This is a genomic window from Roseobacter sp. EG26 (genome assembly GCF_049830555.1).
In the GTDB taxonomy this organism is placed as follows: domain Bacteria; phylum Pseudomonadota; class Alphaproteobacteria; order Rhodobacterales; family Rhodobacteraceae; genus Roseobacter.
Map to the genome: position 1 here is coordinate 254467 of NZ_JBNBLH010000003.1, position 22618 is coordinate 277084.

The following is a 22618-nucleotide window of genomic DNA, read 5'->3' on the forward strand; positions in this document are numbered from 1 at the left end:
TGTGTTCCCAAACACAGCGATTGTCAGGCCACCTGCACATCTTCTTCCGGTTTGTGCAGACTAACAACTGCCAGGACCGTCAGACCCAAACCCATATAGTACCAAAACTCGATACCGCTGAGGCCCAATGCAATTGGGGCTACGACGAAGACAAGTCCCACAGCGCCATCGACCGCAAGGTGCAGACCATAGGGCAAGACGCGGAATAGCCCCAGATGATGATCGGTCAAAACCGTGAGCACAAATGCGGCGATTCCCGTAACTACAGACAGCCAAAAGGCCAGTATATTGCCCTGCCCGAGGCCAAGCAGGAACGGCAGCGCCATCAGAGCGAACGCGACCGGGTAGTCAAGATAAGCGTGGATTGATTTTGTAATGAAGCGTGGAAGCATGATGATCTCTTTCCCTTTGAGTGATGCTCGGATTTGCATCGATGGAACAGAGATATGGGGATACACACGTACCTACCATGCCCGTACGTACAATATGATGTGCAGATCGTTCAAATCACCGAACGAATGAAGAGGTCGCTTGCCTTCGAAAGCTTGCTGGTGTCATTCCCGTTTCCTTCTTGAACACACGCGCAAATGCAGAATCGGAGGCATAACCTGCGTATTCCGCGGCATCGGTCAGCGTGTTTGATGGATCAACGAGATGTTTCTTGGCGATTTCGATACGCCAGCTTGTGACGTATTGCATCGGTGTCATATCCATTTTCTTCTGAAAAAGAACGGCAAAGCTCGTCCTCGACATACCCGCCGCATGCGCCAGATTCTCCACCGTCCAGACCTGATCCGGCGACTTATGGAACGCGTCAAGCGCACGCCGCAGATGCTTGTCCGAAAAACCACCAAGCCCCCATTCTGGCGCGTCTGCACTTTCTACAAAGCTGCGGATGGATTGGGCCAATATGGCCTCGGACATCTTGAGGGCGATCAAGTCGCTGCCCATGCGAAGCCCACCGGTTTCATCGCCGATCATCCTCAGGGTGGCTTCCATCCATTTCCCCGCAGTTTCACCATAGTTTCGCAAGTGAATGATAGGTGGCAACCGCTGCATCAATATGTGCTTTGCATCCTTTTCAAATGAAAAATGCCCACAGATAAGTTGAGTTTCGCTTTGGGTGTCATGGCCGCCGTAAACCAAAACACCCGACCCGTCGTATCCTGATTTCTCCAGCACCGTGTCCAACGGCAGGATCGTATTTTCGGGATCATGCCCGCAATACAGATCATGCGACGCGCCGTGTGGAATTATCACCAGATCCCCTTGTTCCAAGCAGACCGGGTCATCCACCCCGTCCACCGCAATCAGGCAACTGCCCCGGTTGACGAAATGGAATCGCGCCACGTTTTCGTAACTCGGAACAGCGACGCCCCAGGGTTTGGTGAATGACGTGCGAAAGTACAAAGTCCCGCGCATGGAGAGGTTGGTGAGAATATCACTGAGCAAATCAAGCATGCATCAGACATACACCTAAATCCTCGACTGTACAGCCGTTTGAACGATCTGCACAGAAATCCGGATGAGCGAGCATGTTTTGATCTGATCTCGGACGGTATCGTGACGCCACAAGATCTGAAAACGGAGAAACCAAATGAAAATTCTTATGTCTGGTATGGCGCTTGTCGCCGCCATGTTTGCGTCGCAGGCAGTTGCTGAAGACGTCGCTGATCTTAACGATCTGGAGTTTGCGCATATTGCTTATACGGCCGATAACATCGACATCCGCTACGCTCATCTTGCATTGGCGCTTTCGACGAATCCGGAAATCCATGCCTTTGCCAACACAATGATCAGTGATCATAACGCGGTGAACGCGGCGGCACTGGAATTGCTCGACAAGCTGGGTGCGACTGCGCAGGACAACTTCTTCAGCCAGGCGCTCAATGAGGGCGCGGAAAAAATCATTGATGATTTTTCCAAGCTGCGAGGCGCTGAGTTTGATGCGGCCTACGCGGCAAATGAGCTGGCCTACCATCAAACGGTCAACGATTTGGTGGAAAACACCATGATCCCCAATATTGAGAATGCAGAGGTCAAAGCGCTGTTTCAGCAGGGTCTCGACATTTTCAAGGTCCACGAGACGCATGCTGAAATGATGGTCAAGGGACTGAGCCATTGAGCATCCGCATTACACGACGCAGTGTCTTGGCAGGAGCGGTTGCATCAGCAGCCGTTCCGATCCGTGCATTGCGGGCCAATGCTGACACCGGCCCCAAAATCCACCACGTGAGGATCAAAAGTTTCAAATTTGAACCGGCGCATATCACGGTCAGCATTGGGGACACCATCCGGTGGACAAATGAAGATGTCGCACCTCATACAGCCACCGCGATCGAAGCTGGATGGGACACCAAACAGCTTCTGAAAGGGGAGAGTGCTGAGATCATTGTGACCGACGCGGTGGAAACCAGCTACTATTGCACCTTCCATCCGCACATGAAGGGGAGGTTTGAAATCGCCAGCTAGGGTGGCAGGGCCAGCGCCGGAAAGACACAAAGTTTCCTGCCCGCCGAAAACACGGCTCTGGCGACCTGCGCTCAGGTCACCACGCGTAACGTCAGATTGATGCGACCGCCTTTCGGCAGCAATGTGCTTGAACCAAACCGAATTCGGTCGACACCATGGTAAGCCATCCGAGCAGGCCCGCCCATCACAACGACATCACCGGATTGCAACCACGTCGACCGGGTCTTGCCACCGCGCGCCGCGTTCCCCATTCGAAACAATCCATCGTCACCCAGTGAAATCGAAACAACCGGCCAGTCAAAACTGTTTTCATCCTTGTCCTGATGCATCCCCATACGCGCACCTTCACCGTAATAGTTGATCAGGCAGCACTCCGGCGCGCGCGCCAGTCCGGTCAGGTCGCGCCAGATATCCAGCACAGCTTGCGGCATCGGTGGCCACGCCATGCCGTCCGGGTGTGTTTCAGAATACCGATAGCCACGTCTGTCGGTGATCCACCCGAACTTACCCGCCGCAGTCATCCGCACGGACATCGCTTTGCCGCTTGGCGTTACGGGGGAGAAAAAAGGCGCAGATCGGGCCACCTGGCGAAGCGTGCCCAACAGGTCGTTCTGCGCGTCAATGGGCAGGTAAGATTTATGAATGTCGAACCCCGCAACCGTCAAAATCGCCATCCATCCTCCGGGATCATCAGAAATGCATCGAAATTGTATCAAGAATCCACATACGCATGCGTCCTAAAGGTTGCAGCGCGCGAAGCCCCTCCTTATATACCCTCCGAACCGCGTGAGGCGACCCGCTTCATGTGAATTGAGATCGGGGCAGCGGCGCCATAACGGGCCAATCGCTCCGTGTCATCGCCTTGAGTAAATGAGGGATCTAAACATGGCCAAAGTCATTGGTATCGACCTGGGAACCACCAACAGCTGCATTTCCATCATGGACGGCAGCCAACCCCGTGTAATTGAGAATTCCGAAGGCGCGCGGACGACCCCGTCCATCGTCGCGTTCACAGATGATGAGCGCCTCGTGGGTCAGCCCGCGAAACGGCAAGCCGTCACCAACCCCGAAAACACCATCTTCGGCGTCAAACGCCTGATCGGTCGTCGGTATGACGATGCGGATCTCGCCAAGGACAAGAAGAACATGCCGTTCAACGTCATCGATGGCGGTAACGGCGACGCCTGGGTGGAAGCCAAAGGTGAGAAATACTCCCCGTCTCAAATCTCCGCTTTCATCCTCGGCAAGATGAAAGAGACCGCTGAGAGCTACCTCGGCGAGGACGTGACCCAGGCGGTCATCACTGTGCCGGCGTATTTCAACGACGCGCAACGTCAAGCAACCAAAGACGCCGGCAAGATCGCCGGTCTGGAAGTGCTGCGCATCATCAACGAGCCGACAGCTGCCGCACTGGCCTATGGTCTCGACAAGGAGAACACGCAGACCATCGCGGTCTATGACCTCGGCGGCGGTACTTTCGACGTGACCATCCTCGAAATCGATGACGGCCTGTTTGAGGTGAAATCCACCAACGGGGACACCTTCCTGGGTGGTGAAGACTTTGACATGCGCATCGTCAACTACCTCGCAGATGAGTTCAAAAAAGAGCATCAGGTTGACCTGACCAAAGACAAGATGGCCCTGCAGCGCCTGAAAGAGGCCGCAGAGAAAGCCAAGATCGAACTCTCGAGTTCCAGCCAGACCGAGATCAACCAGCCGTTCATTTCCATGGGCGCAAACGGCCAGCCGTTGCATATGGTCATGAAGCTGACCCGCTCCAAACTGGAAAGCCTCGTCAGCGACCTGATCAAGAACTCGATCAAACCCTGCCAGGCCGCTCTGAAAGATGCAGGTCTGTCGCCCTCCGACATCGACGAGGTCGTTCTGGTTGGTGGTATGACTCGCATGCCGAAAGTGGTCGAGGAAGTGACCAAATTCTTCGGCAAGGAGCCGCACAAGGGTGTGAACCCGGACGAGGTTGTCGCCATGGGTGCCGCAATTCAGGCCGGTGTTCTTCAGGGCGACGTCAAAGACGTGGTTCTGCTCGACGTGACACCGCTGAGCTTGGGCATTGAAACACTGGGTGGCGTTTTCACCCGCCTCATCGACCGCAACACAACGATCCCAACGAAGAAATCGCAAATCTTCTCCACGGCCGAAGATAACCAGAACGCTGTGACCATCCGGGTTTTCCAAGGTGAGCGCGAGATGGCTTCCGACAACAAGATCCTCGGAGCCTTCAACCTCGAAAACATCCCGCCCGCCCCACGCGGCATGCCGCAGATCGAAGTGACATTCGACATTGATGCCAACGGCATCGTGTCAGTGGGCGCGATGGACAAAGGCACTGGCAAAGAGCAAAAGATCACGATCCAGGCCTCGGGCGGACTGTCGGATGAAGACATCGAGAAAATGGTGAAGGACGCCGAAGAGAACGCGGAGGCCGACAAAGAGCGCCGCGAACTCATCGAAGCGAAGAACCAGGCGGAAAGCCTTATCCACTCGACCGAGAAGTCGATGGAAGAGCATGCCGATAAGGTTGATCCGACCACCATTGAAGCCATCGAGCTCGCGATTGCCGCGCTCAAGGACGAGCTGGAAACTGAGAATGCTGACAAGATTAAGTCTGGTATTCAGAACGTCACCGAAGCTGCGATGAAACTTGGCGAGGCCATCTATAAAGCCGCTCAGGAAGACGATGAGGATGTCGCGGCCGCGGCTGACGAAGCGCCCGGCGACGACGACATCGTTGACGCCGAGTTCGAAGACCTCGACGACGACAAGCGCGCGTGAGCCGCGCGTAACCCGGAACCACTGCATAGGCCGACCTCCGGGTCGGCCTCTCACGTTCCAGCAAGGGGACCTAGTTGATGGCAAAACGTGATTATTATGAGGTGCTTGGCGTTGCCAAAGGTGCCTCGGCGGACGAGATAAAAAAGGGCTATCGCAGCAAGGCGAAAGAGCTTCACCCCGATCGCAACAAAGACAATCCGCAAGCTGAATCTCAGTTCAAAGAGGCCAACGAGGCCTATGAAGTCCTCAAGGATGCCGACAAAAAGGCCGCCTACGACCGCTATGGTCATGCAGCATTTGAAGGCGGCATGGGCGGCGGCGGGCGTCCCGGTGGCGGATTTGGTGGTGGTCAAGGCGACTTCTCATCGGCATTTTCGGACGTCTTTGACGATCTTTTCGGCGACTTCATGGGCGGGCAGCAACGCGGCGGCGGGCGCCGCGCAGCGCGTGGCTCGGACCTGCGCTACAATCTGAGCGTCACGCTGGAAGATGCCTTCTCCGGCCTGCAAAAAACGATCAACGTCCCCACGTCGGTGAGCTGTGACAGTTGCAGTGGTACGGGAGCCGAAGGCGGATCAGAACCGACAACCTGCCCAACCTGTTCCGGTATGGGTAAGGTGCGCGCGCAACAGGGTTTCTTCACCGTTGAACGTACCTGCCCGACCTGTTCCGGCCTGGGACAGCACATCAAGAACCCCTGTAAATCCTGCCAGGGCGCTGGTCGACAGGAAAAGGATCGTGCCCTCTCCGTCAACATCCCTGCGGGCGTCGAAACGGGAACGCGGATCAGGCTCGCTGGCGAAGGCGAAGCCGGCATGCGGGGCGGTCCCTCCGGAGACCTCTACATCTTCATCGAAGTTGCAGAGCACGAATTGTTCCAGCGAGATGGCGGCAATCTATTCTGCCGCGTACCGGTTTCAATGGCCAAGGCCGCCCTTGGCGGATCGATCGAAGTTCCAACCATCGATGGCGGTCGCGGTCGCGTTCAAATTCCTGCGGGCAGCCAGTCCGGCCGCCAAATGCGGTTGCGGAACAAAGGCATGCCAGCGCTCAGAGGTGCCGGATCGGGTGACATGTTCATCGAGCTGGCTGTCGAAACGCCTGTCAATCTTACTGCGCGGCAAAAGGAACTGTTGGCAGAATTTGAGGATCTCTCGGAGAATAACAATCCGGAATCGTCGAGCTTCTTCTCCAGCGTGAAGAGTTTCTGGGATTCGATGAAGGGATGATGCGGCAATAGCCATCCTCTTGGGCGCTTTCCCGAGCATTAGTCCCTGAGATAGAGCGTGTTGACATAGCACCAAAGCGAAATAGCCGGGCCAAAGGTCTGGCTATTCTTCTTTATCAACCTCAAGTTCGAATTGACATCCAACCCAGTGCAGTCTCACTCCCGATCTGCTGTTTGGCGATGACGTATCGCCACTCCGACGCTATCGCGACCGACCAGCCATCAGCAGAATCTGATTTTCTAGTTTCGAAATTACCCGCCAAAACCTGCAAATCCTCGATCTTGCCAAGGCCCGAAAATCTGACAGGATGAGTTTCCAATGCGCGGTATCCTCCTTGTGGATCAACGCACCCAGACTTCGACGCGGCGATTTGCCTGACGTCCCCAGGCGCTGTTGTCACAGGCCATGGGCATCGCTTCTCCGAACGCATCGACCTGCAATTCGACACGGTCGAGGTCTGCCGTTTCCGCCACTGCGATCACAGCCTGCCGCACCGCTTCAGCCCGTCGCAGAGCGATCCCTTTGTTGGTGGTTGCCGGACCGTCACCGTCACTGAAACCGACGAACAGGAGCTTTCGCGCGTCGTAGCGCCCTTGTTCCAGGGCACGACCCAACTGTTGGATATTGGAACGAGATTGCGCATCGAGGCGAACCGATCCCGCCTCGAACCTGAAGGAGGTCGTAAGCCGCTTCATCGGTGACAGGGTGGACGTCATACGTTGCAATTCAGACAGTTCGATCTCCACGCCAGCCGCTGCGATGGCGTTGGCAAAGCGGTCCCCCTGTTCATCAACTGGGACTTCTTCGGCTGCCTGATCGACAAACCCGGCCCGGCGTATCACGATCTGCGCAGCGGGACCTCTGGTGAATGCCAGAAATTCGCGCGCAACCTTGGGTAACCGCCGTGCCGGGTGGTAAAGGAACATTGGCGCGGTCAATGGGTAATCTTCTGTCTTTATTGAGCGGCGCGTGGCTCTCAGCATCCGGCCACAGTCTCCGGTCAATGTAAGCGGTTGCGCATTCCCCACTTCTGCAAAACTGGCAACGCCCAATGCAAATGGGTCGGACGCGACCGCTTGGGCAAGTTCAATCCCACGATCATGACGAACAACGTTTGGCGACATCTGCAACCCCACAGGTGCGATGATTTCATCCTCGATGGCCTGTCCGAGACCGGTTTTGGCGTCGGGCGCATGTAAGGTGATCGGTGCATCCGGCCCCCCAAGAGCGGACCAGTTGGTGATCTGACCGACATAGGCGCGGGCCAAATTCAAAGGGGCTATGTCTTTGAGCGGGTTGTTCGGTGCGACGATCGGCACAACGGCATCCAAAGCCAGAACGAGGCTGCGATTGTCATCGGTCATATCCCCCATCCCAGAATCGCGCGCACGCTGCTGCTCGTCAGGACGGATTTCGCGCAAAGCCATGACCAGATCAGCTTCATTGGCGAGCAGGTCAGCAAACCCCTCGTCGGTATTGGTAACCCGAAAGAAAAATTCCGCCACGCGTTTTTGGGTATCTGAATCTGTCAGGCTGTAGGTAAAATGCGTTTTGTCCTCGGTTTTGCGTTCGGCCTCATACCCATTGCGCAGCGCAAATCCTTCCACTAGTGCCGGCATCAACACAGCCCCCATGGTTGCTGATCCCGACAGGTAAAGCTCCGCAACAAAATCCTGCAGATTTGGACAGCCCGGGCCATCACATGAGACGCCCGACCCATCAACCGTCAATTCACCGTAGAGTGTTTCGAGACGATAGAACTCACCATCAAACCCCAACAACGTGCCGGACAATTCCACGCGCCCGTCCCGGGACGTCAGTGTCACATCCTGGGCAACAGGGGCGGTCCCCAATAGGCAAAGTGCGGCGAAAACCGCCACACGTTTCCATGTCATGTGAATGTGCCTCGTCGCAAACCTACTTTGAAGCGACTGTCAGGTCTTCGAGCGGATTATTCAACACCAGAAAGTTGCCAACCGCGTCGCAGCCGGGAACCGCGAGCGACAATGCCTTTATCGGCAGTATCGCGCCCGCGACCAGTTTCAGCGCCTTTGCTTCGACTTCTCGTCCGCAATTCCGGTCGGTCACCTCGGTTTCCACACTCAATTGCAGGGCGGCTTTGTCGTAGGAAGGGTCCGCTGGATAGGTATAGACCTCAGCCATCAGGCCATCCTCGGCTGAGCTATCGCCATGACGGGTCAGAAAGCCCCCCCGGCCATCCGCAACAGCGGTCACGTCTCGTGCAGCACCTGCCCACACATGGCCAGCGTCCCCATAGGAAGCGCCCAGTTCCCGAGCATGGATTTGCACGGTATCTTCGCCCTGCCATTGCAGCACAACACGTTCGTATTGGGAAACGGTTTGTACGCTAGCGGTCGTGGCAACACGGTGGCCGTTGGCAAAGGTTACCGAAAATTCAGCCTGTTCAGACATTGCGGGGACAGCGACGTCAAGGCCCCCGGTATCAGATGTCGTTTCGGTGAATTTCAGACCCTCATGGCTGACGGTGACGCGTTCATTCTGCAGGCAGGGCGCTGTCAGGCTGAGTTTGACCATTGCGGCCGCATAAGGCTCAGCAGACAGTTTGACGGGGCAGGTAAGTTGCGGGCCCAATTCAGGTGCCGCGGGTTCTTCCAAGCTGCTTTTCAGGACCGTGGATATCTGTACGGGCGTTTCGCGGCTGGGTAATGTTTCGGGTGTGGCAACTTCAGCAGAAGTCAAAATAATTTCGCTGATATCCAGAGATGGCTCAGCCTTGGCAAGATCAAGGTCAGGTGGCGAAAGCTGGTCAAACGACAAGGTTCCCTGAATTTTCAAGTCGTCCGCTGGTATATTCGAAGAACCGTATCGCAACTCGGCCACTTCGCCACTTTGCATGACGAAACCGATGCCGACAGCGCAGGCAAGGGTCCCTGCTGCAGTCATTATTTCTGTCTTATGCGACATTACTTTGATCCCTCTCCACCAGTTGGAACAAAGTCTTAATGAAAGGTAAACACGGCTGAGTTATGACGGTGGAAGGGTGTCATTTTGGCAAGAAGATGGCGACTGCCTCAGGTAAAGCGTCCGTGACAGTGTTTGAATTTCTTGCCGGATCCGCAGGGGCAGGCCTCGTTTCGACCCGGATTTCCCCAAGTGGACGGATCATCTTCGACAAACCCGTCCATCGCTTCGCCCGCGGATTCTGCGGCAGCACTGCCTCCGACAGCAGCCGCCGCCGCACCTTGGGCCGCAGCTTGCTGCGCCCTGATCTGCTCCAGCATCTCGCGTTGCTCATCCTCCGACAGCGGACGGATTTGCGACAGCTTCTGGGTGACGTCTTCACGCAGACTGTCCAGCATTCCTTCGAAAAGCTGGAAGGATTCATTTTTGTATTCGTTCAGAGGGTCGCGTTGCGCATAACCGCGAAAACCCACAACAGACCGCAAGTGTTCGAGGGTCAAAAGATGTTCGCGCCATTTGCCGTCAATTGATTGCAACAACAGCTGCTTTTCGATGTTCCGCATGTTTTCGGAGCCGAACTGTTCCGCCTTCTCAGACATGAGCTTGTCAGCAGCCTCAACCAGACGGTCCCGAATGGCCTCGTCGTCAACGCCCTCTTCCTCGACCCATTCGCCAACCGGAACATCAAGGCTCAGTTTTTCCTGTACAGCCGTGTGGAGGCCTTCTGAATCCCACTGATCCGCGTAGGTATTCGGTGGCAAGTATTGATCGATCAGATCATCAATAACCTGGTGACGCATGTCGGTTGTGATTTCACTAAGGTCCGCCGCTTCCATAATGTCGCGACGCTGAGTAAAGACAACTTTCCGCTGCTCGTTCATCACGTCATCAAACTTCAGAAGCTGCTTGCGGATGTCGAAGTTGCGTCCTTCGACCTTGGCCTGCGCCCGTTCCAGCGATTTATTAACCCAAGGGTGCACAATCGCTTCGCCTTCCTTGAGACCAAGCGTGGTCAGCACTTTTTCCAGCCGCTCCGACCCGAAAATCCGCATCAGGTCATCTTCCAGGCTGAGATAGAACGATGATCGTCCCGGATCCCCCTGACGGCCTGAACGTCCCCGAAGCTGGTTGTCGATGCGGCGACTTTCATGGCGCTCGGACGCCAGAACATAAAGGCCGCCTGCCTCCAGCACTTTGGATTTTTCATCAGCATGTTCGGCTTCGACCTTGGCGCGAATGGCCTCCGGGTCTGCTTCGGGGTCTGCCGCGATGGCATCCAGAACCTGCATGTCCACATTACCGCCAAGCTGAATATCGGTACCGCGGCCCGCCATGTTCGTCGCAATGGTCACGGCGCCGTATTTGCCGGCATCCGCAACGATCTGAGCTTCCTGTTCGTGCTGTCGTGCGTTCAGCACATTGTGCTTGATGCCCGCCTCCGTCAGCAGATTGCTGAGAATCTCTGATTTCTCGATGGAGGTCGTACCCACCAGCGCTGGCTGCCCTTTGGCGTTGCTTTCCTTGATCTGCTCCAGCATCGCGGCGTATTTTTCGCGCACAGTGCGGTAGACCTGATCGTCTTCGTCAACCCGCGCAATGGGCTTATTGGTCGGGATTTCTACGACCCCAAGGCCGTAGATTTCCTGAAATTCGTCCGCCTCGGTAAGCGCCGTGCCCGTCATCCCGGCCAGTTTGTTATAAAGACGGAAATAGTTCTGGAATGTTACGGACGCCAGCGTCACGTTCTCGGGCTTGATGGCGACGTTCTCCTTGGCCTCAATGGCCTGATGCAGCCCATCGGAAAGCCGTCGCCCGGCCATCATGCGACCGGTGAATTCGTCGATGAGCACAACGTCATCGTCCCGCACAATGTAGTCCTTGTCTCTCTGGAACAGCTTGTGCGCCCGCAAACCCTGGTTCACATGGTGCACGATTGTGGTGCTTTCGGGATCATAAAGAGTCTGGCCTTCTTCCAGAAGCTCCTTTGACCGCAACAAATCCTCAAGAAACTCGTTACCCTCATCTGTGAAAGTCACATTGCGGGTCTTTTCGTCGAGCTCATAATGGGTGTCATCAAGCTCCGGGATTACGGCGTCGATGACCTTATACATCTCCGAGCGATCTTGTGACGGGCCGGAAATGATCAGTGGCGTTCGGGCTTCATCGATCAGAATCGAGTCCACCTCGTCCACGATCGCGAAATTGTGTTGCTTCTGGAAAATCTGGCTGAGCTCGGACTTCATGTTGTCGCGAAGGTAATCAAAGCCAAGCTCGTTGTTGGTCGCGTAGGTAATATCGCTGTCGTAGGCGGCACGCTTATCCTCTTCGGTCATTTCCGAATGCGCGACACCGGTGGTCAGACCCAAAGCGCCAAAGACCTGACCCATCCATCCGGCATCCCGTTTGGCCAGGTATTCGTTGACCGTGACGATATGTACACCTTTGCCGGTCAGCGCATTCAGATAGGCGGCAAATGTCGCTGTCAGCGTTTTGCCCTCACCCGTTTTCTGCTCCGCAATATTGCCTTGGTGCAGGAATACAGCACCAATCAACTGCGTGTCGAAGGCCCGCAAGCCCAGCGCGCGGCGCGCGGCTTCTCGACAATTGGCAAAGGCTTCGGGTAGCAGATCATCCAGGTTTTCGCCGTCCAGAGCCCGCTGCCGCAGCGCTTCGGTTTTCTCCTTGATGCCATCATCTGTCAGCTTTTCGAACTCGGGCTCAAGGGCGTTGATCTTTTCGATCAGCGGGCGGGTCGCTTTGACCTTGCGGTCGTTTGGCGTTCCAAAGACCTTTTTTGCGATTGTTCCGATGCCCAGCATGCGTTCTCCAGCCGAAGTTTAGGTAATGGCGCCGATCTGCTTGCTCGTCTGCGATACAGCCCATAGATAGGTATTGAACGCAGCGCTCTTGCCATGTCCATAGGGCGATGTAAGGGTCACGCCAAACCGTGTCAATGTCGCGCCCTGCCGCGACGCATCCATAGGACCGATCCATGCAAAAACATCTCAATTTTCTGGCCAGCGCGGCCCTAGTGATAGGCATCGCTGCACCGGTCTGGGCGCAAGATGACGTCCCAACGGCTGACACGGTTATCGCCACGGTCAACGGTGTTGAGATCAAACTCGGCCATATGATTGCGGCACGCGCATCATTGCCTCAGCAGTACCAGGAACTGGACGACAAGGTCCTTTACGACGGGATCCTCGAGCAACTTGTGCAGCAAAGTGCGCTCGCCCAGAATTTCGAGGGTGATCTACCAGCGCGTGTCACCATGTCGCTCGACAATGAAAGGCGTTCTCTGACAGCGGCGGAAGTGGTTGAAGAAGTGCTTGCCGATGCCGTGACCGATGACGCGCTTCAGGCTCTTTATGACCGGCAATACGGAGATATCGACCCGGAAGAAGAATATAATGCATCGCATATTCTCGTCGAAACCGAGGAAGAAGCCATAGCGGTCAAAGAAACCATCGATGGCGGTGCCGACTTTGCTGCCACTGCGCGTGAAAAATCCACCGGCCCGTCCGGCCCGGGCGGAGGTGAACTGGGTTGGTTCGGCCCCGGCATGATGGTGCCAACCTTCGAGGCGGCAACCATCGCGCTTGGCATTGGCGAAGTTTCAGTTCCGGTTCAGACGCAATTTGGTTGGCACATCATTAAGCTGAATGACACGCGCAAAGCCGCCATTCCCACGCTGGATGACGTGCGCGGCGATCTTTCCAATGAAATACGGCAACAGGTAGCGCAAGAGGCGATTACAAGCGCGGCCTCAAACGCAGATGTAAAAGTTTTTGCGGATCAGGTCATTGATCCGGCAATTCTGAAACAGACTGACCTGCTGGAATAACGTCGGAATGGCCAAAATCTCTTCTGTATCTCCCCTGGCACCAAAGGCGTTCCCGGAGCTGCCGGTAATCGATGGAGTGACTTTTTCAACCATTGCGGCGGGTGTGAAGTATCAAGGGCGCACAGATGTGATGTTGGCAAAACTTGCGCCGGGAACGGCGGTGGCTGGCGTTTTCACCACCTCTGCAACACGGTCGGCGCCGGTGCTGGATTGTCAGGCAAAATTGGGCGGTCATACGGAGGACGGTGCCGCCATCCTCGTTAATTCCGGCAACTCCAATGCCTTTACGGGTCGCGGTGGCGTTTCTGCGGTTGAGGCGATTACTAAGGCAGTTTCAGACGCCTGCGCCGTGCCACAATCGCGCGTTTTCACGGCCTCTACCGGCGTCATTGGTGAGCCTCTGCCATTTGAAAAGATCACCACACATCTGACTACTCTGGCAGATCAGTTAAACCCAAGTGCGATTGCGGACGCCGCCAAAGCAATCATGACCACTGACACTTTTCCAAAGGGGGCAGGAAAAGAAGTCGAGATCGCCGGGCAGACGGTGAAGATTGCGGGCATCGCAAAAGGCTCCGGGATGATCGCACCCGATATGGCAACGATGCTGGTCTACATTTTCACGGATGCGAAAATTCCGCAGGCCGAACTGCAAGCCATGCTGTCAGGTCACAACGCGCAAACCTTTAACTGCATCACCGTGGACAGCGATACCTCAACCTCGGATACGCTGCTGCTTGCAGCCACGGGTGCATCCGGCGTAGACGTCAGCGGTGATCTGGCGTTTTCGGACGCTCTGCACGATGTGATGCTGGATTTGGCCCATCAGGTTGTGCGGGATGGTGAAGGCGCCACCAAATTCGTCGAAATTGAAGTGACGGGCGCGAAAAGCGATACGGATGCCAAAACCCATGCGATGTCGATCGCGAATTCACCTCTGGTCAAGACGGCCATTGCTGGCGAAGACCCCAACTGGGGGCGTGTGGTCATGGCCGTCGGTAAATCGGGGGCTGCCGCAGATCGTGATAAACTCTCCATCCGGTTTGGCGACGTGACTGTTGCTGAAAATGGCTGGGTCAGCGAAGGCTATGATGAAGCAAAAGCTGCCGCACATATGAAAGGCGACGCGCTCGTCATTGGCGTGGATATCGGGATCGGTACGGGGCGTTCCACCGTATGGACCTGTGATCTGACCCACGGCTATATAGAAATCAACGCCGACTACCGCTCATGAGCCAGCAAAAGATTGTTCTGGTATCAGCGGTTGCGCTGATCGACGTCGATGGCCGGATATTGCTGGCACAACGCCCAGCCGGGAAATCAATGGCCGGCTTGTGGGAATTTCCCGGCGGCAAGGTGGAAATAGGCGAAACGCCCGAATCCGCACTGATACGGGAATTGCACGAGGAACTTGGCATAAAGACCTGGGATTCGTGCCTTGCGCCGTTAACTTTTGCCAGTCACAGCTACGAAGACTTCCATTTGTTAATGCCGCTCTTTGCTTGCCGAAAATGGGAAGGCACACCTCAATCTCGTGAAGGGCAGTCGTTAAAGTGGGTTCGTTCTCAGTCACTTAGGGATTACCCGATGCCTGCGGCCGACATTCCGTTGATACCGATTCTACGGGATTGGTTGTAAACAGATTCCTTAATACGTGAATCCATTCGCAAGTTTTCGCCTATTACGGGCAATTAACTATATTTTTATTACAATCACTCAGACTTCATTGCACCATCACATTGTCATATTCCTGGGGAGGAAATGGGCATGTTACGGACGATCACACTGGGAAGTGCAATATCAATTCAAGGAATCTACGTTCGCGCGTTACCTGACGGGCGTATTGTGGTGAGAGTTGATGACACAAGCTATACAGGCGTGCCGGTCACCAAAGCGGCCTGACAGCATTTCCAGTCGGAGAAAAGGGACAGCGATTTGCTGTCCCTTTTTCGATTCTTGAGCTTGCTTTGGCGTTAGCTGAGGGTTCGCGTGATTTCTTCGCGCTCAAAAATCTCGATGACATCATCGGCGCGGATATCATCGTAATTTTCAAATGCCATGCCGCATTCCTGACCTGACTGAACTTCAGCCACTTCGTCCTTAAACCGCTTCAGGGTTTTCAGCGTTCCTTCATGGATCACCACGTTGTCACGCAGCAACCGAACACCTGCGGAACGGCGCGCCACCCCTTCGGTCACCAGGCAACCTGCGACTTTACCGACGCCCGTCACCTTGAAGACTTCCTTGATGGTCGCGTACCCAATGAAATTCTCGCGAATCTCTGCGCTCAACAGGCCGGAAGCGGCGGCTTTCACATCATCCACGAGATCATAGATCACGGAATAATAGCGGATTTCGACACTTTTTTGGTTGGCCGTATTGCGCGCCGATGCATTGGCACGCACGTTAAATCCCATGATCGGTGCCTGGCTCGCTTCGGCCAGCCCCACATCGGTTTCAGTGATTGCGCCCACACCCGAATGCAATACGCGAACGCGTACCTCATCGTTGCCGATTTTCTCCATCGCCTGAACGATGGCCTCCGCTGAGCCCTGTACATCCGCTTTTACCAGAATTGGCAGTTCGCTGACGTTTTCGTCCGCCTTGGCGTTCGCCATGAGCTGCTCAAGGGTTGTCGCCGCACCCGCTGCTGCGCGCTTGTCTTTTGCGGCATTCTCACGGTAGGCCGCGATTTCACGCGCCTGTGCCTCAGTGGAGGTCACATTCAAGACGTCACCCGCCTCTGGCGTTCCGTTAAGGCCCAAAACCTCAACCGGCACGGACGGCCCTGCTTCTTTGACGCGGTTGCCCTGATCGTCAATGAGCGCACGAACCTTACCGTATTGCTCACCCACAACGAAGATATCACCCTGACGCAACGTGCCGTTCTGAACCAGCACTGTCGCGACCGGACCACGCCCTACATCAAGCTGCGCCTCAATAACCGCACCTTGGGCCGCACGATCCGGATTGGCTTTCAATTCCAGGATTTCGGCTTGAAGGGCGATGGCTTCCAGCAATTCATCAAGACCCTGACCAGTAATGGCCGAAACCTCGACGTCTTGGACGTCACCGGACATCTGCTCCACAATCACTTCATGTTGCAGCAGGTCGGTGCGGACTTTCGTAGGGTCAGCCGCCGGACGGTCGATCTTGTTGATCGCCACAATCATCGGCACCTGCGCCGCCTTGGCATGGTTGATCGCTTCAACCGTCTGCGGCATCACCGCGTCATCCGCAGCAACCACCAGAACCACGATATCCGTCACCTGCGCGCCGCGCGACCGCATGGACGTAAACGCAGCGTGGCCGGGCGTATCGAGGAAACTCAGAACCTGACCACTCTCGGTTTTCACCTGATAGGCGCCGATGTGCTGAGTGATGCCACCCGCTTCGCCAGCGACAACTTTCGCATTCCGAATCGCGTCCAGCAATGACGTCTTGCCGTGATCGACGTGACCCATGATGGTAATCACGGGGGGGCGTGGTTTGAGATCCTTGTCGTCGTCTTCAACCTCTTTGATCACGTCTTCGACATCAGCATCAGACACCCGCACCACCTTGTGGCCGAATTCTTCGATGATCAGCTCGGCGGTGTCGGCATCAATTGTCTGGTTTTGCGTCACCATCATGCCGTTATTCATCAACGCCTTGACGACCTCACCCACACGTTCGGCCATGCGATTCGCCAGCTCAGAAACAACAATTGCTTCCGGCAATTGCACATCCCGCACGACCTTCTCGCGCTCAACCGTGCCACCCATCGCTTTCTGGCGGGCACGCTCCTGCTTGCGCTTCATCGCGGCCATCGACCGCTGACGACCGCCTTCACCACCAGAAAGCGCTTGGTTCAATGTCAGCTTGCCGGAGCGGCGGTTGTCTTCGCCACCCTTGCCGCCACGCTTGTTGTTATCGCGATCTCGATCCTGCTGCTTACGCGGCGCGGCGTCCGGTGCCTTGGTGTTGGTCGGACGTGCGACAACAGGCTCTTCGACCGGTGCTGCTGCGGCCTTTGCAGCGGCTTCGGCTTCCTGTTTGCGGCGTGCATCTTCCTCGGCCTTCGCTTTGAGGCTCTCTTCACGCTCACGTTCCGCGCGCTCTTTCTCTTCCTGCTCCGCCCGACGACGCTCGCGCTCTTCGGCGCGGGCCTTCTCTTCAGCCTGACGCGTCGCAGCCTCTTCCACTTCGCGCGCTTTTGCAGCCTGAACGGCTTTCAACCGGCGCTCCATCTCCGCATCGGAAATGCCCGCGGGCCGCCTGGACGGATCGCCCGTCGCAGCACCACCACCGGTACTTGTCTTGCCAGCACCAGGTTTTGGCACCACAACGCGCTTGCGTTTGGTCTCCACCACGACGTTCTTGGTCCGTCCGTGGCTAAAGCTCTGCTTTACGTTGCCCGGACGCGCAGCACCGCCGCGCAGACCCAATGTTTTTTTGCCGTCAGTATCGCTCATGAAGCTCGTCTATCCTTTCGGGTGGCCCTTGCCACCCTCGTTTTTGCGCACGCCTTTAAGTCGGTTGGCTTCCTCTACAACACGTTGAGTGAGTCCACCAGAGGCGAGCGCCCCATGTATCACAGTTTGACGTCCGAATGCCAAACCCAATTCGTCTGCCGTCAGCCAGCCGATGTAATGACCGTAATGCGGCGTGCTCAGTTTCGATTTCCCACGTCCCGATCCATCGACTGCCTGAATCAAGACTTCGGCTTCCTCCATCTGAAGCCAGCTCTTTACTTTCTCGTATCCTGCGACGGCTTTGCCTGCCTTGCGTTGCAGGGATATCAACTCGACAACACGTCTCACCAATTGCCGTTCAATCTCGGCCAACAGATCATCCGGCACCTTGACCGGTTTTTTCGCCCCACGCGCAAACAGGCCTTTTTTGACAGCCTTCTCGATCGCGTCACGCTCAGCAGCAACATAGATACCGCGACCGGGTAACTTCCCCAGAATGTCCGGGAAAATCTTACCGTCCGGACCGGCAACAAATCGGATCAGCCCGAATTTTGGCTGCACGTCGCCCGTGGCAATGCACTTGCGTTCCGGACCGTCATTGCGATCTTTGGGAGCACCACCGCGACCCATCTTGAGACCCCGAGGTCTGAGATCAGACCTCGGCTTCCTCCGTCTCGGTGTCTTCCAACTCTTCTTCGGCGTCAGCTTCCAGATCTGCCGGATCGACCCAGCCCAACATGACCCTCGCGGTCATGATCAGTTGTTGCGCCTCTTCCAGTGAAACATCAAAAGGTTCCAGAACACCGTCGTCCTTGACCCGCTCCCCATCCACAGTGGTCCAGCCACCGGCGAGTTCCCAATCAGCGCAGGTCGCAAAATCCTCAAGCGTCTTTACGTCGTCTTTCGCAAGCGCTTCGATCATCTGGGGCGTCAGGCCTTCGAATTCAACCAGGCTGTCTTCGACACCCATGCTACGGGCGTTCTCCAACGCCGCCTTGTTCTGCGCTTCAAGCACATCGCGGGCCCGGGCCTGCAGTTCGTTGGCGGTATCTTCGTCCACACCGTCGATGACCAGTAGTTCGTCAAGCTCAACATAGGCGACCTCTTCGAGGTTGGAGAAACCTTCCGAGACCAGCAGCTGCGCAAAGAACTCGTCGAGATCGAGGTTGTCGACGAAGAGTTTGGTGCGCAGTTCAAACTCGGCCTGACGGCGTGCACTTTCCTGCTCTTCGGTCATAATGTCGATGTCGAGACCAGTCAGTTGCGACGCCAGGCGCACGTTCTGACCACGACGGCCAATGGCGAGGCTCAACTGCTCTTCCGGCACCACAACTTCGATTTTCCCGGCTTCTTCGTCCAGAACCACCTTGCTGACTTCCGCCGGTTGCAATGCATTCACAAGGAAGGTCGGCTGATCTTCGTTCCACGGGATAATATCGATCTTCTCGCCCTGCAGTTCGTTCACAACCGCCTGCACACGGGAACCACGCATACCGACGCAAGCGCCTACCGGATCAATCGAGTTGTCATAAGAAATCACGGCAATCTTGGCACGGCTTCCGGGATCACGGGCCACGGCCTTGATCTCGATGATACCGTCATAAATCTCCGGCACTTCCATCTTGAAAAGCTCCGCCATGAATTCAGGTGCCGTGCGGCTCAGGAAAATCTGCGGGCCACGCTGCTCGCGACGCACATCCTTGATGTAAACGCGGATGCGGTCGTTTGGGCGGTAGCTCTCGCGGCCGATTTTTTCATTGCGCCGCAGGATCGCCTCACCGGCACCCACATCCACGATGACGTTGCCGTATTCCTCACGCTTGACCAGACCATTGATGATCGTGCCGGCGCGGTCCTTGAATTCCTCGAACTGGCGGTCGCGTTCGGCTTCACGCACCTTTTGCAGGATGACCTGCTTGGCAGATTGCGCGGCAATCCGGCCCATTTCTACCGGCGGGACTTCCTCGACAAAAGTGTCCCCGATCTTGGGGTCATCCAGATATTGTTTGGCCTGCTCGACAGTGAACTCTGCTTGGTAGTTCTCCAGCTCTTCTTCTTCGACCACGGTGCGGACACGGGTAAAGGTCGCGCGCCCGGTTTTACGGTCGATGGAAACGCGAATGTCCATCTCCGCGCCGTAGCGCGACTTCGCCGCGCGGGCGAGTGATTCTTCCATCGCTTCAACCACCAGTCCGGGGTCGATCATCTTTTCGCGCGCCACAGCCTCGGCGGTTTGCAACAGCTCAAGCTGGTTTGCAGATGTAATTGCCATTTATTGGTCTCCCTCAGCGGAATCTTCCGACACAATCTCGTCAGAAATTTCGTCAAACTTGGTCTCGTCTATCGCGCCTGTCGCCTTACGCTGGCGCAACATTTCCTTGATCAGATCGTCCGTCAAAACGAGCTTGGCGTCACTCAACCAATCGAATTTCAACCCGATCGTACCCTCGGTCACATTGATCAGAACTTCATCGCCCTCAACGCCTGCCAGCTCCCCCTTGAAACGGCGGCGGCCCTCGATCATTTCGCCGGTTTCAATCTTGGCTTCATAGCCTTCGAACATCGCGAAATCTTTCAGCCGGGTCAGCGGGCGGTCAATTCCGGGGCTCGATACTTCAAGCGTGTATTCGTCCAGAATCGGGTCTTCGACATCCAGAATGGCGCTCACAGCCTGACTGATCTCGGCACAATCATCGACCTCAATGCCGCCGTCGGGCTTGTCGGCCATGATTTGCAGCGTCGTCGTCTTGCCAGACATCAACCGTACGCGCACAAGCTCAAACCCCATATCCTCGATCACCGGAGTGATGATCTCGGCCATGCGGCGATCAATGGCAGCTTTCGCAATCAGATCGTTGGTCATATGTCTTTCAGGCACAAAAAAACGGGCGCGCGGCCCGTATCGTGTTTCGGTGGAGCGTTTGGTGTGGACCCGAACGCGCCGCTATTATCGAAGGATATAGGCGGGCGCGTGCGGAACTGCAACCCCTGATCGCGTCAGGCCATCCACCACCGCTGTGCTGCGCGAAAATCATCCATAGGCCAACGCGACCCGATCTGTCCGGGAAGCGCCAGACAGTCGCTGACCGCCGCCGTCATAAAATTCTCCTCGGGCAGCAGTGTCATCTCACTAAGATCGCCCAGATCAGCAGTATGCGTCAGATCGACGGCATCGACATAGTGATCCCGCAACGCTTCGGCGCGGATGGAATCGGCAGGCAGAGATACGAGCTCTACGCTGTCAAACCAACCCGCGTGACCGTTCTTGTAATGCTCCGCCACCCGAAACCCGATAAATTGCCGTCCGGGCAGGAATTTGTGAACTTTGTAGAGGCCGGTACCAATGCCCGCCTGCATCGCACCCACCAAATTCCCCGAAGGATAAATCACCAGTTCTGGCGAAGACAGGCGATATGGAAAATCGGCATCTGGGTGAGACAACACAATCCTGATCTGATGATCTCCGATCATCTCCAGCCGCTCGATATCGGCTAATGCCAGTTCTTTGTGCAGTTCAAATGATGCCGCCACATCACGTGCCGAAAATGCGGTGCCATCGTGAAAATGCACGTCTTTGCGTAAATCAATCAACCAGTTACGCGCGTCAGCACTCCCCTGCCAGCTGGTCGCGAGCTCCCCCCTCAAGGTGCCGTCTGAAGCGACTTCGGTGAGGGTTTCAAAAACCCCGCCGACCATTGCAACCTGCATGAAAAGCCCTTGCTGCGCGCGCGCATCAAACCCGTCTGAACGCAAAGCGCCCGACAACGCCATACGCAGGCGTCCGCCGGATTTCGGTGCTGTCTGTGCAGAAAGGCCTGTGGCCGCCAACAGTGCTGCCGCCGCACCGGAGGCGAAGAGCGCGCGCCGATCCATATGGGACAGTCGGCTCATTGGCCCGCGATCCTGTCCATTGTGCGCACCAGTTCCGCACTAATGCCGGGTTCGGATAACGCATGACCGGCATTCCGCACCATTTTCAGATCACAGTTGCCCCACGCCTTGGATAAAGCAAATGCGCTATCCGGCGGGCAGATCATATCGTAGCGCCCCTGTACGATCACACCCGGAATATGCGCGATACGTCCGACATGGGCGAGAATCTGGCCATCAAACTCAAGAAACCCTGCATTGGAAAAATAGTGATTCTCCAACCTCGCAAAGGCGCGCGCATAGTCGCCGGGGCTTTCACCCGTTGTCCCGGAAGAATGAATGGAGGCTAGAGCATTTTCCCAAGAAGACCAGGCCTTGGCGTAGCGGGTTTCAATGGTCATATCACCACAGAACAGACGCCGCCGGTAAGCTTCGATCAAATCAGCTTGCTCGTCTGCGGGAACCAGCGAGGTGAAGCGCTCCCAGACCTCTGGCCAGAATTTGCCCGCACCCCCACCGTAAAACCAGTCCAATTCCCGTTTGGTCATCAGGAACACGCCACGCAAAACTATATGGCGCACGTGATCGGGATGAGCCTGCGCATAGATCAGCGCCAGTGTCGCGCCCCAGCTGCCACCGAAAACAATCCAGTGCTCGATATCCAATTCGCGGCGAATCAGTTCGATGTCATCAACCAGGTGCCATGTGGTGTTGTGGGTAACACTGGCGTGCGGGCGTGATCTGCCGCAACCGCGCTGATCAAAGAGAATCACCCGGTAGATTTCCGGATCGAAATATCGGCGCATGGCGGGGCTGCATCCACCGCCCGGCCCACCGTGCAACACCACGACCGGGATGCCTTGCGGGTTCCCACATTGCTCCACATAGACCTTATGTCCCTGGCCCACGTCGAGCATCCGCTGATCGAAAGGGTCGATCGGCGGGTACAGATATTGCACTGCGCGCTTTTGGTCCGAGAATTTGTCCATTACAGGCCTATATAATACGAAAAC

Annotated in this window: 19 protein-coding genes; 7 read left to right on the plus strand and 12 right to left on the minus strand. The window is 56.1% G+C overall.

The window, feature by feature from the left end:
- Positions 1 to 23 precede the first annotated feature (23 nt).
- Positions 24 to 392: a hypothetical protein gene (locus ACOTTU_RS09125; RefSeq protein ID WP_425657501.1), complete on the minus strand. Its 369-nt coding sequence runs from the start codon at positions 390 to 392 to the stop codon at positions 24 to 26.
- 115 nt (positions 393 to 507) lie between these two features.
- Positions 508 to 1461 carry an AraC family transcriptional regulator gene (locus ACOTTU_RS09130; RefSeq protein ID WP_425657503.1) on the minus strand — a complete coding sequence of 318 codons (954 nt, stop codon included), beginning with the start codon at positions 1459 to 1461 and terminating at the stop codon, positions 508 to 510.
- A gap of 136 nt (positions 1462 to 1597) precedes the next feature.
- Here ACOTTU_RS09130 and ACOTTU_RS09135 point away from each other — a divergent pair, with 136 nt between their 5' ends.
- Positions 1598 to 2125, plus strand: a complete 528-nt coding sequence (locus ACOTTU_RS09135) for a DUF4142 domain-containing protein (RefSeq protein WP_425657505.1) — start codon at positions 1598 to 1600, stop codon at positions 2123 to 2125.
- Positions 2122 to 2472, plus strand: coding sequence for a plastocyanin/azurin family copper-binding protein (locus ACOTTU_RS09140; RefSeq protein ID WP_425657507.1), 351 nt, complete (start codon positions 2122 to 2124; stop codon positions 2470 to 2472). The genes ACOTTU_RS09135 and ACOTTU_RS09140 overlap by 4 nt, the downstream gene beginning before the upstream one ends.
- Positions 2473 to 2543: 71 nt before the next feature.
- Here ACOTTU_RS09140 and ACOTTU_RS09145 read toward each other — a convergent pair whose 3' ends face one another.
- Entirely contained in the window at positions 2544 to 3146 is a 603-nt protein-coding gene (locus ACOTTU_RS09145; RefSeq protein ID WP_298916013.1) for an alpha-ketoglutarate-dependent dioxygenase AlkB family protein, read from the minus strand.
- A gap of 211 nt (positions 3147 to 3357) precedes the next feature.
- Here ACOTTU_RS09145 and dnaK point away from each other — a divergent pair, with 211 nt between their 5' ends.
- Entirely contained in the window at positions 3358 to 5265 is a 1908-nt protein-coding gene (dnaK, locus tag ACOTTU_RS09150) for a molecular chaperone DnaK (RefSeq protein ID WP_298916016.1), read from the plus strand.
- A 77-nt stretch (positions 5266 to 5342) separates the two neighbouring features.
- Positions 5343 to 6494, plus strand: coding sequence for a molecular chaperone DnaJ (gene dnaJ, locus ACOTTU_RS09155; protein ID WP_298916018.1), 1152 nt, complete (start codon positions 5343 to 5345; stop codon positions 6492 to 6494).
- A gap of 341 nt (positions 6495 to 6835) precedes the next feature.
- Here dnaJ and ACOTTU_RS09160 read toward each other — a convergent pair whose 3' ends face one another.
- The 3 genes from ACOTTU_RS09160 to secA form a co-directional block, all read right to left on the minus strand.
- Positions 6836 to 8389 (minus strand): substrate-binding domain-containing protein, encoded by a 1554-nt coding sequence (locus tag ACOTTU_RS09160; protein WP_425657510.1) that lies wholly within the window; start codon positions 8387 to 8389, stop codon positions 6836 to 6838.
- A 22-nt stretch (positions 8390 to 8411) separates the two neighbouring features.
- A complete protein-coding gene (locus ACOTTU_RS09165) occupies positions 8412 to 9419 on the minus strand; it encodes a hypothetical protein (RefSeq protein WP_425657512.1) in 1008 nt (335 codons plus the stop codon).
- 128 nt (positions 9420 to 9547) lie between these two features.
- Positions 9548 to 12256, minus strand: a complete 2709-nt coding sequence (secA, locus tag ACOTTU_RS09170) for a preprotein translocase subunit SecA (RefSeq protein ID WP_425657513.1) — start codon at positions 12254 to 12256, stop codon at positions 9548 to 9550.
- Between the two features lie 173 nt (positions 12257 to 12429).
- Here secA and ACOTTU_RS09175 point away from each other — a divergent pair, with 173 nt between their 5' ends.
- From ACOTTU_RS09175 to mutT, 3 genes are read left to right on the plus strand one after another with little or no spacing between them, the layout of a single operon-like run.
- Positions 12430 to 13281: a peptidylprolyl isomerase gene (locus ACOTTU_RS09175; protein ID WP_425657514.1), complete on the plus strand. Its 852-nt coding sequence runs from the start codon at positions 12430 to 12432 to the stop codon at positions 13279 to 13281.
- Between the two features lie 7 nt (positions 13282 to 13288).
- A complete protein-coding gene (gene argJ, locus ACOTTU_RS09180) occupies positions 13289 to 14515 on the plus strand; it encodes a bifunctional glutamate N-acetyltransferase/amino-acid acetyltransferase ArgJ (protein ID WP_425657516.1) in 1227 nt (408 codons plus the stop codon).
- Positions 14512 to 14919, plus strand: a complete 408-nt coding sequence (gene mutT / locus ACOTTU_RS09185; RefSeq protein ID WP_425657518.1) for an 8-oxo-dGTP diphosphatase MutT — start codon at positions 14512 to 14514, stop codon at positions 14917 to 14919. The genes argJ and mutT overlap by 4 nt, the downstream gene beginning before the upstream one ends.
- A 335-nt stretch (positions 14920 to 15254) precedes the next feature.
- On the opposite strand, the gene infB is transcribed toward mutT, so the two are convergent.
- The 6 genes from infB to pip all read right to left on the minus strand — a co-directional run bounded on the left by infB (position 15255) and on the right by pip (position 22594).
- A complete protein-coding gene (infB, locus tag ACOTTU_RS09190; protein ID WP_425657519.1) occupies positions 15255 to 17735 on the minus strand; it encodes a translation initiation factor IF-2 in 2481 nt (826 codons plus the stop codon).
- 9 nt (positions 17736 to 17744) lie between these two features.
- Positions 17745 to 18365 (minus strand): RNA-binding protein, encoded by a 621-nt coding sequence (locus tag ACOTTU_RS09195; protein ID WP_425657520.1) that lies wholly within the window; start codon positions 18363 to 18365, stop codon positions 17745 to 17747.
- A 22-nt stretch (positions 18366 to 18387) separates the two neighbouring features.
- Positions 18388 to 20007 (minus strand): transcription termination factor NusA, encoded by a 1620-nt coding sequence (gene nusA, locus ACOTTU_RS09200; protein WP_425657522.1) that lies wholly within the window; start codon positions 20005 to 20007, stop codon positions 18388 to 18390.
- The gene (gene rimP / locus ACOTTU_RS09205) at positions 20008 to 20598 is read right to left on the minus strand and encodes a ribosome maturation factor RimP (protein ID WP_425657524.1); all 591 of its coding nucleotides are present in this window, start codon (positions 20596 to 20598) and stop codon (positions 20008 to 20010) included. It lies immediately after the preceding gene.
- A gap of 134 nt (positions 20599 to 20732) precedes the next feature.
- A complete protein-coding gene (locus ACOTTU_RS09210; RefSeq protein ID WP_425657526.1) occupies positions 20733 to 21626 on the minus strand; it encodes an ABC transporter substrate-binding protein in 894 nt (297 codons plus the stop codon).
- Entirely contained in the window at positions 21623 to 22594 is a 972-nt protein-coding gene (gene pip, locus ACOTTU_RS09215; protein WP_298916055.1) for a prolyl aminopeptidase, read from the minus strand. Before pip ends, ACOTTU_RS09210 begins: the two co-directional genes overlap by 4 nt.
- Positions 22595 to 22618: the final 24 nt, after the last annotated feature.